The sequence below is a fragment of the Pantoea sp. S62 genome, assembly GCF_016658625.1.
In the GTDB taxonomy this organism is placed as follows: Bacteria; Pseudomonadota; Gammaproteobacteria; order Enterobacterales; family Enterobacteriaceae; genus Pantoea; species Pantoea vagans.
Window position 1 is genome coordinate 408,488 of sequence record NZ_JACVVI010000002.1, and the last position, 13,864, is coordinate 422,351.

17 protein-coding genes are annotated in these 13,864 nt (G+C 55.0%); all 17 read left to right on the top strand.

Features of this window, described 5'->3' with window-relative positions; all coding sequences use genetic code 11:
• The 17 genes from IBT54_RS04470 (at position 1) to IBT54_RS04550 (ending at position 13,864) form a co-directional block, all read left to right on the top strand.
• Positions 1-1,509 (top strand): phage portal protein, encoded by a 1,509-nt coding sequence (locus IBT54_RS04470; protein ID WP_201251644.1) that lies wholly within the window; start codon positions 1-3, stop codon positions 1,507-1,509.
• Entirely contained in the window at positions 1,469-3,556 is a 2,088-nt protein-coding gene (locus IBT54_RS04475; protein WP_201251645.1) for a ClpP-like prohead protease/major capsid protein fusion protein, read from the top strand. Before IBT54_RS04470 ends, IBT54_RS04475 begins: the two co-directional genes overlap by 41 nt.
• Before the next feature lie 65 nt (positions 3,557-3,621).
• Positions 3,622-3,957 carry a capsid cement protein gene (locus IBT54_RS04480; protein ID WP_083068456.1) on the top strand — a complete coding sequence of 112 codons (336 nt, stop codon included), beginning with the start codon at positions 3,622-3,624 and terminating at the stop codon, positions 3,955-3,957.
• A complete protein-coding gene (locus tag IBT54_RS04485; RefSeq protein WP_201251646.1) occupies positions 3,957-4,316 on the top strand; it encodes a head-tail joining protein in 360 nt (119 codons plus the stop codon). Before IBT54_RS04480 ends, IBT54_RS04485 begins: the two co-directional genes overlap by 1 nt.
• A gap of 1 nt (position 4,317) precedes the next feature.
• Positions 4,318-4,980, top strand: coding sequence for a hypothetical protein (locus tag IBT54_RS04490; RefSeq protein WP_201251647.1), 663 nt, complete (start codon positions 4,318-4,320; stop codon positions 4,978-4,980).
• A gap of 7 nt (positions 4,981-4,987) precedes the next feature.
• Positions 4,988-5,542: a hypothetical protein gene (locus IBT54_RS04495; protein ID WP_201251648.1), complete on the top strand. Its 555-nt coding sequence runs from the start codon at positions 4,988-4,990 to the stop codon at positions 5,540-5,542.
• Positions 5,535-6,134, top strand: a complete 600-nt coding sequence (locus tag IBT54_RS04500; protein WP_201251649.1) for a phage baseplate assembly protein V — start codon at positions 5,535-5,537, stop codon at positions 6,132-6,134. Before IBT54_RS04495 ends, IBT54_RS04500 begins: the two co-directional genes overlap by 8 nt.
• A 38-nt stretch (positions 6,135-6,172) precedes the next feature.
• Positions 6,173-7,642: a phage tail sheath C-terminal domain-containing protein gene (locus IBT54_RS04505; protein ID WP_201251650.1), complete on the top strand. Its 1,470-nt coding sequence runs from the start codon at positions 6,173-6,175 to the stop codon at positions 7,640-7,642.
• Entirely contained in the window at positions 7,639-8,145 is a 507-nt protein-coding gene (locus tag IBT54_RS04510) for a phage major tail tube protein (RefSeq protein ID WP_135909362.1), read from the top strand. The genes IBT54_RS04505 and IBT54_RS04510 overlap by 4 nt, the downstream gene beginning before the upstream one ends.
• A gap of 63 nt (positions 8,146-8,208) precedes the next feature.
• Positions 8,209-8,496 carry a phage tail assembly protein gene (locus IBT54_RS04515; protein ID WP_147788341.1) on the top strand — a complete coding sequence of 96 codons (288 nt, stop codon included), beginning with the start codon at positions 8,209-8,211 and terminating at the stop codon, positions 8,494-8,496.
• Between the two features lie 114 nt (positions 8,497-8,610).
• Entirely contained in the window at positions 8,611-10,287 is a 1,677-nt protein-coding gene (locus IBT54_RS04520) for a hypothetical protein (RefSeq protein WP_201251651.1), read from the top strand.
• A gap of 5 nt (positions 10,288-10,292) precedes the next feature.
• Positions 10,293-10,754, top strand: coding sequence for a phage tail protein (locus tag IBT54_RS04525; protein ID WP_370585062.1), 462 nt, complete (start codon positions 10,293-10,295; stop codon positions 10,752-10,754).
• Positions 10,729-10,944 (top strand): tail protein X, encoded by a 216-nt coding sequence (locus IBT54_RS04530; RefSeq protein ID WP_163657268.1) that lies wholly within the window; start codon positions 10,729-10,731, stop codon positions 10,942-10,944. The genes IBT54_RS04525 and IBT54_RS04530 overlap by 26 nt, the downstream gene beginning before the upstream one ends.
• A 1-nt stretch (position 10,945) precedes the next feature.
• Complete coding sequence (locus IBT54_RS04535) at positions 10,946-12,037, top strand: late control protein D (protein ID WP_201251652.1); 1,092 nt, start codon at positions 10,946-10,948, stop codon at positions 12,035-12,037.
• A gap of 28 nt (positions 12,038-12,065) precedes the next feature.
• A complete protein-coding gene (locus tag IBT54_RS04540) occupies positions 12,066-12,413 on the top strand; it encodes a GPW/gp25 family protein (protein ID WP_201251653.1) in 348 nt (115 codons plus the stop codon).
• Positions 12,403-13,317: a baseplate J/gp47 family protein gene (locus tag IBT54_RS04545; protein WP_201251654.1), complete on the top strand. Its 915-nt coding sequence runs from the start codon at positions 12,403-12,405 to the stop codon at positions 13,315-13,317. The genes IBT54_RS04540 and IBT54_RS04545 overlap by 11 nt, the downstream gene beginning before the upstream one ends.
• Complete coding sequence (locus IBT54_RS04550; RefSeq protein WP_201251655.1) at positions 13,310-13,864, top strand: phage tail protein I; 555 nt, start codon at positions 13,310-13,312, stop codon at positions 13,862-13,864. The genes IBT54_RS04545 and IBT54_RS04550 overlap by 8 nt, the downstream gene beginning before the upstream one ends.

Below are 13,864 nucleotides of genomic sequence, written 5' to 3' on the forward strand. Positions count from 1 at the left end.
ATGGGATTTTTTGAAAAAGCACTCGGCGTTATTTCGCCAGGGTGGGCCGCTGCACGTGCGCAAAACCGCCTCCGGCTGCAGGCTTATGAGGCCGCTCACCCGTCCCGGCTGCATAAAAGCAAGCGAGAATCCCTCTCAGCGGATACCGCTGTATTTGCAGCGGGAACCTCACTGCGTGAGCAGGCGCGCTGGCTGGATGAAAACCACGATCTGGTCATCGGCCTGTTCGACAAAATGGAGGACCGGGTAATCGGAGCGCATGGCATCCACGTTGAACCACAGCCGCTCGACCTTGATGGCAATCTGCACGGCGATTTTGCCAGCCAGCTATCAGCATTATGGGCTGAATGGTCAGTGCGCCCGGAAGTGACCGGGATGTTTACCCGCCCCGAGGCAGAACGGCTGCTGCTGCGTTCTGCACTGCGTGACGGTGAGGTGTTCACCCAGCTGGTGCGCGGCAATGTAGCCGGGTTACAGCACGCCACATCAGTGCCGTTCTCGCTGGAAATGCTGGAGGCTGATTTCGTTCCCTACACCCTGAACAGCACGACAGGGCAGCAAATAAGGCAGGGCATCGTCGTTAACGCATGGGGGCGACCCACTGCTTACAAGGTCTATAAAAACCATCCGGCCTCATTTACCGGCTTTAACACTGAATTCAAAACTATTTCAGCAGACAACATGCTGCATCTGGCACAGCGCAAACGCCTGCATCAGCTGCGGGGAATCAGCCTGATACATGGCGTTATCACTCGTCTGTCGGACATCAAAGACTACGAAGAATCGGAACGGGTCGCGGCGCGTATCGCTGCAGCGCTGGGGTTCTACATCCGGCGCGGTGATGCGCAGTCCCTGGATGACAGCGGTGAATTTTCGGAGCCTGGCGGGGAGCGGTTCTACAACATCGCGCCCGGCATGATTTATGACGAATTAAAGCCGGGTGAAGACCTGGGCATGGTGGAATCAAACCGCCCCAACGTGCACCTCTACGAGTTCAGGAACGGGCAGATGCGGGCCGTTGCTGCCGGTACACGCGGCAGCTATTCCAGCATTGCGCGCGACTACAACGGCACATACAGCTCACAGCGTCAGGAGCTGGTGGAAAGTTTTGAGGGGTACAACGTTCTCCAGCAGTGGTTTGTGGGGCAGCACAGTCGCCCCGTTTACCGTGCATGGCTGGCAATGGCACTCCTGAGCGGTATAGAAATCCCTCCCGATGTAGACCGAAAATCTCTTTATAACGCGCTCTATCTTGGGCCGGTGATGCCGTGGATTGACCCGGTTAAAGAGGCGCAGGCGTGGAAAGCCAACGTGCGTGGCGGTGCCAGTACTGAGGCGGAGTGGGCGCGTGCGCGTGGCAAAAATCCGCAGGAGGTTAAGCGCCAGCGCCTGCGCGAAACCGAATTCAACCGGGAACATGGGCTGGTGTTCGATTCCGACGCCGCCAACGATAAAGGAGTGGTGTTAGATGCAACATCAAAAGAGTCAGACGACTCAAAAACTGATTAATCCTCAAGCCTCGCTGGCCGGTGTCGATGCGGCAAACGGTCAGTGCTGGTATGAGATTCGTGCGCTGGCAGCCGGGCGGGTAGAGATTTATCTCTATGACGTGATCGGTGGCTGGGGCATCACAGCCCAGCAGTTTGTGAATGAGTGCAGAGAGGCTGGCGTGTTTGAGGCCAGCGCCATCGACCTGCATATTCACAGCCCCGGTGGTGATGTGATGCAGGGCTTTGCCATTTACAACACGCTGTCACGCCTTAAAGCCACGATGGATATCTGGGTAGACGGCGTGGCCGCCAGTATGGCGTCCATGATTGTCTGCCTGCCGGGTGCCACTGTACACATGCCGGAAAACGCCTGGATCATGATCCATAAACCCTGGGGCGGTATTGCTGGCGATTCCGATGAGATGCGCGATTACGCAGATTTTCTTGATCGCAATGAGGCGCTGATGCTCAACGCCTACATGAATAAAACCGGTCTGGGGCGGGAGGAGCTTGAGGCAATGCTGAAAGCAGAAACCTGGATGAGCGGTGCAGAGGCCGTTGAAAAAGGTTTTGCCGATACCCTCGAACCTGAACTGCAGGCAGCAGCCTGTATGAATGAAAACAAACTGAAGGACTACACCAACATGCCTCAACAACTCCAATCAATGTTTACGCCACGTGCAGAAGGAAAACCAGCTGCTCAGACGCCAGCGCTGCAGATTCCTGCCCCGCAGGCGGCAGCTACTCCGCCCGCGCCCGTTCAGGCAGGCAACATCGATATCGGCGCACTGGCTGTTCAGTTGCAGCAGCAGATGCAGACGGCGAACGCTGAGCGCGTTAATGCCGTTAGCGCAGTGTTTGAGGCATTCCCGGCCTTTGCCTCTCTGCGCACCGAATGTATCAGTGATATGTCATGCTCAGCGGAAGTGGCACGCGGCAAACTGCTTACCGCGCTGGCTGCCGGTACAACGCCGCTCGCCGGTCCGGGTGCCATTCATCTGCATGCGGGTAACGGCAATCTGGTGGGCGATTCAGTCCGCGCTGCAATCATGTCCCGCGTGGGCTATGCGGAAGCAGAAAAAGACAATGCGTATGCAGGCTATACGCTGCGTGAGCTGGCGCGCGCCTCTCTGGTTGATCGCGGGATCGGTATTGCCGGTCATCAGACCCCGATGGCAATGGTGGGGCTGGCATTCACCCACAGCAACAGTGATTTTGGCAACATCCTGATGGACGTGGCTAATAAAGCGGCGCTGATGGGCTGGAATGAGGCCGAAGAAATTTTTGATAAATGGACGCGCAAAGGGATTCTGACTGATTTCAAAACGGCGCACCGCGTCGGCCTTGAGACGTTCCCGACACTGAGCAAGGTGCGTCCGGGCGCAGAATATAAATATGTCACGCTCAAAGATCGTGGCGAGCCGATTGCGCTGGCAACCTACGGCAACCTGTTCAGCATCGATCGTCAGGCCATTATCAATGATGATCTGTCCATGCTGACCGGGATTCCGCAGGCGATGGGAAGCGCAGCCCGAGCGACAGTAGGCGATCTGGTCTGGGCCGTGTTGACCAGCAATCCAAAAATGTCAGACGGTAAGCCGCTGTTCCATGCTGACCACGGCAACCTGATTAAAGCCGGTCTCAGCATTGAAGGTCTGGACACGGCACGCAAGGCGATGAAGCTGCAGAAATCAGGTGAGCGTAACCTGAATATTCGCCCTGCATTTATGCTGGCCCCCGTTGCTATCGAGTCTCGCGCCAACCAACTGATCAAATCTGCCAGCGTTCCCGGTGCTGATGTTAACAGCGGCATCAATAACCCGATTCAGAACTTTGTGGAGGTCATGTCGGAGGCGCGTCTGGATGACAGCAGCGCGACTGATTACTACCTGGCTGCAGCGCAGGGCCGCGACACTATTGAGGTCGCCTATCTGGACGGCATTGATACCCCTTATCTGGAGCAGCAGCAGGGGTTCACCATTGATGGTGCAGCGTTCAAGGTTCGCATTGATGCAGGTGTTGCACCGCTGGATCATCGGGGTCTGGTTAAAGTCACCAACAAATAAGCCGCCTCCGGGCGGCTTTCTTATATCCGGGCGGCGCAGGCCGCCTTTTTCTTTGGAGAGGAACGATGGCAACGAATTATCAGCAGGACGGCAGAACAATTGATTATCTGAACACCGGGGAAACTGAAATTCAGTCCGGCGAGGCAGTGGTTGTGGGTGCGCTGGTGGGCGTAGCGCATGACGATATTCTGGCGGGTTTAGGGGGCGTACTTCATACGGCTGGTGTTTTCGTGCTGCCAAAAGCGGCAGAGGCCATTCTCACGGGCCAGAAACTTTATCTGGCAGGCGGCAAGGTGACAGCTGAAGCTGGCGAAGCCTCAGCGCCTAATCCTCTTGCCGGTACAGCCTGGGCAGACGCTGAAGCTGGTGACGAGTCTGTTGCCGTGCGGCTGGGCTTCTGATGAACCACTTCCGTTCGCGGCTGGCAAAGGCGGATGCCCGGATTAACCGGGCGTTTGCTGAGGAATCCCCGGCCACCCTGCTTATGGGGGATGAGGCGCGATCTGTCGTAGTGATATTTGAATCGCCCGATTCACCTGTCAGTGTGCCGGGCGGCGGTGAGCTGCAGGACTACTCGCCAGCATTCAGTGCCATGACGGCTGATATTTCCGGGCTGTCTAAGGGGGACGGCGCGGTAGTGAATGGCGTGAATTACCGCGTCACTCATGTGGGAACCGATGAGCAGGGCCGCACCCGCGTTTCGCTGGCGTTCGGTGAGCCGCAAAAACCTCAGCCTGAGATAAATAACTGGAGTAAGTGAAATGGCACGTGAATCGCGGCTAAGGCGGGATTTACCCGTGGATATTGACGTTACCGCTATCTGGCGGATAGCGGAAAAAATCGGAGCCACACAAAAACAGTTTCGTGCCGCGTATTCACGGGCATTACAGCGAACAGGGGCCACGCTGAGAAAGCGGGCAATGGCCGATCTGAAAGATGGTCTTGCGCCGCGCAGCATGAACATGGTGCGCCACCGCCTTCTGTCGTTTCGTATTCAGCCAGCCTCTAACTCCACGCTGGATAATTTCCGGCTGTGGTTTGGTCTGAACGCGGTAAAGTTGAAAGACCTGAAGGGGAAAATCTCTGGCCGTGTGCGGCCACACCATAACCGGCACGACAAAAAAACGGGCCGCTTTATTAAATCGCGGCGTCGGGCCAGTACCGTGGGATTTACCCCTAAAGGAAACCTGCTGTCAGCCCGCACGTTTGAGAATGGGGAGGTCGCACGCAGTCGCCGTGACAACCGACGCACGATAGTGATACGTGACCAGGAAACGCGCCGCACCCGTGATGCTGAAATTGATATCTATGAACCGATGCTGAACTACGTTGAGGACAATGCGTTTGCGGAGGTCATGGAGATTTTCATGCACCATTTCGAGAGTGATCTGCGTGGCCGTGTTAAGGCCAGAATTTCTGTGTGAGGTTTGAATGGCTGAACCGTTAATGATGGGGCAGTACCATGACGCCGTGATTTCGGCGCTGAAAAATATAGCGTGGGTGCAGGATGCTGATGCCTATCCCGAAAAAAACATTCCCCGATTCACTGGATTAACCACGCCCGCAGTGTATTTCACGATTAACAGCTGGGAGCAGGGTGGCGGTAATGAAGGCCAGCTGCAGGTCTCGCTCAGCTGTGATCTGTTTGTCGTGGTGGATTCTGAGGGAGCCAGCGCCAGTAAACCTGAAATTTTTTTGCGAACTGCAGCAGCAGATATCACGCAGTGGATTGACGGTCAGCAATTTGGTCTCAGCCACATAGAGCCAGCTGAATTCATATCGGCTGAACGTGATGAGTTTGATCCCCGTATGGATGATTATCTGGTCTGGCGGGTTTCATACACGCAATCAGCCGCATTTGGTGTTGATCCGTTTGCGCCTTCAGGTGTGCCGTTACGTAAGGTGTGGCTGGGTCAATCACCTGATGTCGGGCGTGCGCACGTCGATGACTATCGGCTGATCTGGGAGTCAGAATCCGATGAGTGATATCAGTGGAGACCTGCAGCGGCGGCTGGCTAATCTCATCCGCCGTGGCGTGATTCACTCAGTCCGCCATGATAAGCAGCCAAAATGCCGCGTCGATCTCGGGGATATCGTCACCACCTGGCTGCCGCTTTGCCAGGGTTTTTCGGGGGCTAACCGTTCCGACTCAAACCCCTGCGCCGTGGGTGATGCCGTTACCGTGCTGTCAGAAGCCGGGGAACTGAATAATGGCCGGGTGTTTCCGGGCTGGAATACTGGCGCAATGCCTGTGCCAGAGGGGAGCGATAGCGAGCATATCACCCGTTATAGCGATGGTACCGAAATCCGGTATGACCGGGAGACTCATGCACTGACAATCAAAATCGCGGCAGGGGGAACATACAAAATTGTTGGAAACGGTACTCTGGATGGCCCTGTTGAAATCACTGAAACGCTGACGGTGCAGGGAAAAACGCAGGTGAACGGCGACATCGGCGCAACCGGGGATATCAGTGACGGCACCGGCACTATGGGGGCTATGCGAGAAGTGCATAACGACCACGACCATCCTGGCGACAGCGGCGGAACGACCGGAAAACCTAATCAGAAAATGTAACCTGCTTCGGCAGGTTTTTTTATGCCTGGAGAAAACAGATGGCTGATTTACATGGGGTTGAAACAATAGAGTTAACGTCTGGCACCGTTGCGGTGACGACGATTCAGACGGCAATCATCGGGCTGGTGGGAACGGCACCTGATGCATCAGCCGGTACGCCAGCCAGTGCGACTACCGGCACGCCCATTCTGGATAATGTGATTGATTTTACGGCAATAGCTTCCGGCAGGGCGGGAAATGTAATTGCCGTTGAGGCCATTGCAGCCGTTCCGGATGCAGCCAAACCTGCCGCGATTCCAACATCTGTACAGTGGGATGCGTCTGCCCTGAAAATCAGCATTACGCTGGGCTGTGATGCTAAGGGTGCAACCACAGCTACAGCCTCCCAGATAGCGGGTGCTATGAAGCCTCTGGCAGATGCAAAGGTGACCGCCGTGGCTACCGGGACCGGCATAGTCACTCCTTTCAGTATTCAGCTGAGCGGCGGAGAGGATGAGCCGTTTCCGATCAATACGCCGGTGGCCATTGTTGGCACAACGATGCTGTCACGCCTCGGTAATGCCGGAACGCTGGCGCAGGCTCTGTCTGAAATCAACGACCAGCGTAACGCGCTGACGGTGGTTGTCCGTGTCGCTGAGGATGCTGACGCCACAAACCAGCGCGCTGCCGTCCTGGCTGGCATCAAAAAACTTTCCGCCAGTAAATCGGTGAACTCCTATCAGCCGCGCATTGTGATTGCCCCCGGATTCAGCGAGGACGATGCGGTCGGAAAGGGGCTTGAAACGGTCGCCGGAAAACTGCGTGCGGTGGCATATGTAGACTGCAAATCAGGGGCGACACTGCAGGAGGTTGTCCAGCGCCGCCAGTCTTATGGCGCACGCGTTGAATTGTTACGCCCCCGCGTTCAGGTCAGCAACGCCGATGGCCAGCTGGTTTACCGGCCTTACTCTGCCTTTGCAGCCGGACTGCGTGCGCGCATTGATTTCGAAAAGGGCTGGTGGTGGAGCAAGTCCAATCAGGACATCAACAATATCCTCGGGGTTGAGCAGATTGATGAATTTATCCTCGGCGACAGAAATTGCGATGCCAACCTGCTGAATATGCAGAACGTCTCAACCATCGTGCGTCGTTCGGGATTTAAACACTGGGGAAACCGTCTGTGCGCAGATGATCCGCAGTGGCATTTTGAATCGGTGCGCCGAACGGCGGACGTCATCGAGGACAGCATTCAGGAGGCCATGCTGCCCTATGTGGACCGCCCCCTGGATCGTGAAAACGCGGATGACATTATCGGCACTATTAATGCCTATATGCGTCAACTGGTGGGCCTCGGTGCGATTTTCGGTGGCAGAGCCTGGCTGGATGAGGAACTGAATACAGCTGAAACGCTGGCGGCGGGTGAGCTGTATATCAATTACGATTTTGGTCCGAAATCACCAACGGAACTGATCAGCCTGCGCGTCCGGGTTAATAACAATTACGCAATTGAGGAGCTGCTGGCGGCATGAGTGATAAAAACACATTACGCGTCTGGACGTTTTTCCGGGAGGGGGTGCGCATTCAGGGCGCACACGAGTTTACGCCACCGACACTGGCAATCGTCAAAACCGATCTTCGTACCGGCGCACAGGACGCACCGACACCCGTTGATGACGGCATGGAGGCGCTAACCTGCCAAATTAAATTCTACGGCATTGATACCGACATGCTGACGGCATTCGGCTTCGTCAGTGGCAGTCGTCGACGATTCACTGCGTATCAGGGCTATCTGGCTAATGGCACCGCGCTGGGAACGATTGAGGAGATTGAGGGATTTGTTCACACGGTCACGCCGGATGCGCGCGGCAAAGACACCCTTTCCGAAAACGCTACCACGGTTGACATTGCGGTCAGCTACTACAAACAGACAAAAGACGGAAAAGAGCTTTTTGAAATCGACACTGAGCGGTTTGCCCGGCGCGTCAACGGCGTTGACGTGCTGGCTGGACTGGCATCAAAAGTCCGCCTGTAAACTATCCATTTGATCCTTCACTCATAACGGCCTACGGGCCGTTTTTTTATTCAGGAGTTACCTATGAGTTATCCCGGTGAAATCCGCACCATTATGTTATTCACCCCGGTCACGCTGGAGGGCGGCGGGGAGTTGAACATTATTAACATGCGCGAACCGCTGGTTCGCGACCGCATCGCGCATGCAAAAGATCGCGGTAATGAAGAGGAGAAGGAGGCGCGAATGATTGCACAGCTATGTAACCTCAGCGAACAGGATATCTGGCTGCTGACAGCAGCGGATTATGCGCAGCTGACGGACGCCTTCAACGTTTTTATGCTCCCGCCCGCAGAGCGACCGAAGGAGAGTTGATCCGGGCAATACGCTTTCTGGGCAGACGGTTGCATTTCCCGATGGGGGACTATCTGGATATGCCATTCAGCACGTTTTCCGATTTTCTGTTTGATGAAATGGAGGCAATAAGCCGTGGCCGGAATAAGTCAAAATCTTAAAGCCACCATAACGTTTGGCGGCAATGTCGACAGTTCATGGAAGCGCTCGGCGACTGACCTGCAGAAGAACCTGAAAGCGGTGGGAAAAGAGTCTGAGCGCCTCACTAAGGACCAGACAAAACTCGCCGCAGAGATCAAAAAAGCGAAGCTGGCCGGAAACAGCATCGGCGATTTGAAACGTCAGTACAGTTCGGTGACGCGAGAGATACGCAAAACTGAGGCTGAGCAACAAAAACTCAACCGTCAGATTCAGCGCGGTGAACGCATACAGGCATTCAAGGGCAAAGCGGGTGGGTTGTTCAGGCGCAGCTTAAACGTCGGTGGCCACCTCGGGGGCATGGTGGCCCCCGGTCTGGGAATTGGCGGCGGTGGCGTGGTTGCGACCGCGCTGGCTTCGCTCATTGCGCCAGCGGCCACCAATGCCGAAACGGCACGGCAGACGGGTGTAGCGCGCAGCTATGGCGTCGACGTGGAAACCTATAACGCGTGGGACTCGCTGGCAAAACAGTACGACATGACCGGCGAGAATTTTGGCGATCTGTTTGAGGAGTACCTGCACAAATCCGGAGAGTATAAGCAGAACGGCAAGCAGGGTGCGCTGCAGGACGCCTTTGAAACGCTGGGGTTCAAAGCGGGTGACATGGCTGGCCTGAGCGACATGGCGCAGTTCAGTAAAATCATTGAGCGTGCGTTGAGTTTGAAAGATGAGTCAAAAGCCTCGTTCGCACTGGATTCTCTTTTCGGCGGTGAAGCCAGCAAGCTGCTGATGCTGGTGAAACAATCCGGCAGGAGCTACCGGGAGTTAATGGATGAGCAGCACCGCTATAACCTCGTCACCAAAGCGGGCGCTGATGGCGCAGTGGAGGGTAACAAAGCCGTAGAAAACCTTAAAACCGTTCTTTTCAGCGCGGGTGCGGAGATATCGGGACAGCTGGGCAATCAGCTTGCTCCCCGCATCAGAGAACTGACTGATGATCTGGCTGAGTGGTTTAAAGGCGGCGGCATCAACAAAGTCGTGAATTTCCTGCGCGATGATCTGTATCCCGGCGTACTGACGTTCGGCCAGGGCGTGGTGTATGTCGGGAAAATTATTTATGCCCTGGCTAAAAAACTCTCCTGGCTGCTACCCGATGAGCGGGGGGATCAAAAAAATGTTTTGAAATCGCTGGCGATGACGGGATCGGTCGATATCGCCAGACTGACGGCAAAACGCAACGGTCAGGAAGAGTGGTTTGATAAACAACTGCAGCAGCATCCGGAATTGCCGGAACAGGTTAAAAAATCTTTTACTGCTACCCATGGTTTTTTCAGCGATGACGATGAGGCGTTTGAAAAATCGCTCAATCCCTATCTGACTGCAAAGAAAGAAAGCCTGCCTGACTTCTCTGATGCCCTGAAAAACAATTCACCCACGCCAGAGACCCAGTCGGGCCGTTACTGGGGTGATCTCAGTGGACGCATTGATTCTGCTGATACACAGCAGAAACAGGTTGAGATGACCGATAACCGCAAATTTGAATACCGGTTTGAAATTAACGGTGCGCAGGGACAGAGCGAGCGCGGGATTGCTGACGAGCTGGAGGCTATAACCAAAACTAACCCTATATTCAACGGTGATAACAGCATGCTGGATGGAGGCGCTATCTGGTGAGTGAAATAATCCCTTTGATTGAGGCGTCCGGACAGGCGCAGCAGTCTGCCATCCGTGGCGGTCAGGCTGCACGGGTCATGATGATGCTGGGCGATTTTGCATTCTCAATTGATACCACAGCATATAAATCGCTTTCACGTGAGGCCAGCTGGAACTGGAGTGAACAGGAGAGAATAGGCAAACAGAGTCTGCTGCAGTACACAGGAAAACCCGGACGGACGGTGCGACTCGATGGAGAGGCGCATGCGTTTTTCCGTAACGGTGTTGATGCAGTTAACGACCTGTACGACCTGGCTGATTTAGCTCAGCCCCAGTTGCTGGTAAGTGGTGAGGGCGATGTGCTGGGCTGGTGGGCGGTAACTCAATTCAGCGATACAACTGATCGGTTCCTGCCGGGAGGCGGACACCGTAATAAAAACTGGACGATGACGTTAAAACATTATGCCGACGATATATCAAACCCGTGATGGCGATGTGCTGGACGCTATTTGCGCAGATCATTATGGCACTGCAAATCTCTCATCCAACGTTTCAGCGGTACTGGAGGCAAATCGGGGGCTGGCAGACAGGGATGCCATTCTTACTGCAGGAGTCGCTATTACGCTCCCGGACCTGACCACGCCGGTTACTGATTCAGCATTTAGTTTATGGGATTAACATGGCTGAACAGATTGTAAATCCAGAGTATGCGCCAGCATTCAGTGTAAGCGCAGAGGGCAAGGACATTACCCGCGCTCTGCAGGAGTGTCTGAGCGAACTCACCCTGACGGATAATGGCGGGGCGACAGCCAAAGCGGATGAACTTAAAATCACGCTGATTTCTCAAACTCTGCCACTGCCATCTAAGGGAGCACGTTTAAGGGTGGCGATGGGCTTTAATGATCAGCTGGTCGATAAGGGGTGGTTTGTTGTTTCGGGGGTGGGCAGTAGTGGGCCACCTCGCCGCGTTGAAATCTATGCCACTGCCGCACCAATGAACGCCCAGAAACATCCCGGTAACGTGTTGAGTCACAAAACGCGCAGCTGGGATGACATCCGGCTTGCCGATCTTGTCAAAACCGTGGCCGCAGATAACGGGCTGAAGCCGAAAGTGGCTGCAGAACTTGCAGATATCCACATCGATCACATTGACCAGGTTGCAGAGTCAGACGCTAATCTGATGTCGCGGCTGGCGAGAATGAACAATGCGATCAGTAAGCCCGCAGGCGGATACTGGCTGTTTCTTGTGCAGGGCGCGATGAAAACAGCTGCCGGTAAGGAGGCAGGAAGTATCACCATTACCCCTGATGAACTTTCCACGTGGTCCTACAGTGAAGGTCAGCGTGGCAGCTCAACCGGGTCAGGTGAGAAAAAAGAGAAGATCAGCGTGCGCTATTTTGATGAGGCTGACGGCAGAACGAAAACCATATCCGTTGATCACGATGGCCCGGCACTGACCAGCCCCTATACCCAGCCTGGAAAATCCACAGCAGACCAGCACGCTAAATCCCGCAAAACTCAGGCGCAGCGAAATGAGCAAAAAATGACGCTGAACGGTCCATGCCGGCCCAGGCATATTGCGCTAACCGCAGAATCTGGCGTTATAACGTCTGGGTTTGGTTCCAGAGAGGATCGCTCATGGCTGGTTGAATCCCTGGTTTTTTCTCTGACGCCATCGGGGCTGAGTTTCACCTATAACCTGGTTGTAAACATTAAAGCGAAAGGCAAAAAGGGCAAAAAAGACAAAACTGGCCCAGCCTATTTCGGCTAATCCCTCTCTACGCTAACGGATAACTCTCATGAACGGTGTAAACATCCGGACGGGCAAACGCCTGTCGGGTTCGGCGCATCTGCGCCAGTCGGTCAGTGACATCCTGACCACGCCGATAGGCAGCAGGGTTTTAGTTCGCGATTACGGCAGTGAGCTGCCGGATTTGGTGGATGCCCCACGTGACGATCTGACCCGCTTAAGAATTATTGCGGCCACAGCAAAAGCGCTAACACGCTGGGAACCTCGCCTTCAGGTGACCCGGGTGGTGGTGTCCCTTCCCGATGATGAATCCACGTTCATTGTGGATGTAGAGGGGATCAATAAAGAAAGCGGCACAGTAACAACTACCGGAGACATAACCATCAATGGCAATTAGTTCTGATGTTATCAATCTGTCTGAGCTGGAGGTTCCGGACGCCATTATCGTGCCTGATGCGTCAGACATTTTTTCCCGCTGGCTGGCACGCCTGCGCGAACTCGACCCGGAGTTTGATGCGCTGGTGGAGTCAGACCCGGCCTATAAGCAGGGGGAGGCGAATGCTTATCAGCTGACCCTGGCATTTCATCGCGTCAATGACGCCGTGCGCGCTGTATTTCTGGCAAGTGCCAGAGGCGCGGACCTCGATCAGATTGGGGCAAATTTCAATGTTAAACGCTACGTCATCATCCCTGCTGATCCTGACGCCGTTCCTCCGGTAGATGCTGAGTTGGAGGACGATGATGCCTACCGGGAGCGCATCCAGTTGTCATGGGCGCAGCTTAATACCGCAGGAGCGCGTAACGCATATCGCTTTCATGCGCGGTCGGCTGATGCTGACGTGCTGGATGCAGATGCATACGGTCCAGAGGATCACAGCCGTCCAGGAGAGGTGGACGTTTATGTGCTGTCGAGAACAGGTGACGGCACAGCCCCTCAGACACTCCTGGATAAAACGTCAGCCAACCTTAGTGCTGATGAGGTTCGCCCGCTGACAGATTTCGTGAGCGTTAAAAGCGCGATCATACAGCGTTACAGCATCACGGCAGAGCTGGAAATCCCCGATGGGCCGGATGCACAGACGGTACTGGATAATGCGGTCAGCGTTGCAACGAGTTACGCAGCACTCTCTCACCGGATTAAAACAGTTATCCCTCTGTCAGCAGTTTATGCCGCTCTGCAACAGCCTGGCGTGGTCAGGGTGAGACTGACCAGCCCTGCAACTGATATTGAGGCGGAGATGGGTAAAGCGCCGTGGTGTCAGGCAATCAGCGTCACGATAAAAGGAGCAGGGCATGGCTGATATATTTCACTCGTTATTACCACAGAATGCCCTTCATCAGGAGCGAGCGCTGGAGCAGGCATCCCGTGAGCAGATTCTCGCTCTTGATACCGGCATGGTCAGGAAAGTTAAAAGTCCGGATGACTGCCCGTTTCATCTGCTGCCCTGGCTGGCATGGGAGCTATCAGTCGATTTCTGGGACGAAAGCTGGACGGAGGAAGAGAAGCGTCAGGTATGCCGCGATGCTGCCTATGTACACCAGCATCGAGGAACTGCTGGTGCTGTACGGCGCGCGCTGGGGGCGGTGAGCCTGCCCACTACCGTTATTGAGTGGTGGCAGGAAAACCCGCGCAGAGCGCCCTACACGTTCCGTATTGAGGTCTACAGCCTGCAGGGCATAGATGACAGCCTATATAGCCGTATAAGGCGACAGGTGAATAAGGCTAAAAACTTACGCAGCTATCTCAGCAGTATTGATGTGATCGCTGACGTTGGTGCAGCAGGGAACTACTACACAGGCGGTGCGGTGACTGCGTACATCGACGCCGTGATTCAGACTGGAGAATAA